Consider the following 496-nt stretch of genomic DNA (forward strand, 5'->3'; position numbering starts at 1 on the left):
CGTGGTTCGCGTAAACGACGCACCGACTATCGACGTTACCGCGGTTGATAGCGTGACTGAAGATTCGGTATCTACCGATACCGTAGTGGCAACACTCGTTGTTGCTGATACAGATACGCCAGCAGATGAGCTTACTGTTCAGCTAGAAAACAACGCTGATGGCTATTTCGTCCTAGACGGTGATCAAGTTAAGTTGACCGACAAAGGTGTCGAAGCGGTTAATAATGACCAGCTAGACTTGAATAGCCTGAGTGTCACAGCGTCGGTATCTGACGGCGTGAATCCAAAAGCGACAGACACGGATTCTCTTGATGTCGTTCGTGTGAATGATGCACCGACCATTGATGTCAAAGCGGTTGATAGCGTGACTGAAGATGCGGTATCTACCGATACCGTAGTGGCAACACTCGTTGTTGCTGATACAGATACGCCAGCAGATGAGCTTACCGTCCAGCTAGAAAACAACGCTGACGGTTACTTCGTCCTAGACGGTGGC

General features: G+C 49.6%; 1 pseudogene. It reads left to right on the plus strand.

From position 1 onward, the window contains the following. A pseudogene (locus OH459_RS28160) lies at window positions 1-496 on the plus strand (hypothetical protein); the annotation flags it as partial.

Origin of the sequence: Vibrio sp. MM46, from assembly GCF_027587135.1 — a bacterium.
GTDB lineage: Bacteria > Pseudomonadota > Gammaproteobacteria > Enterobacterales > Vibrionaceae > Vibrio > Vibrio harveyi.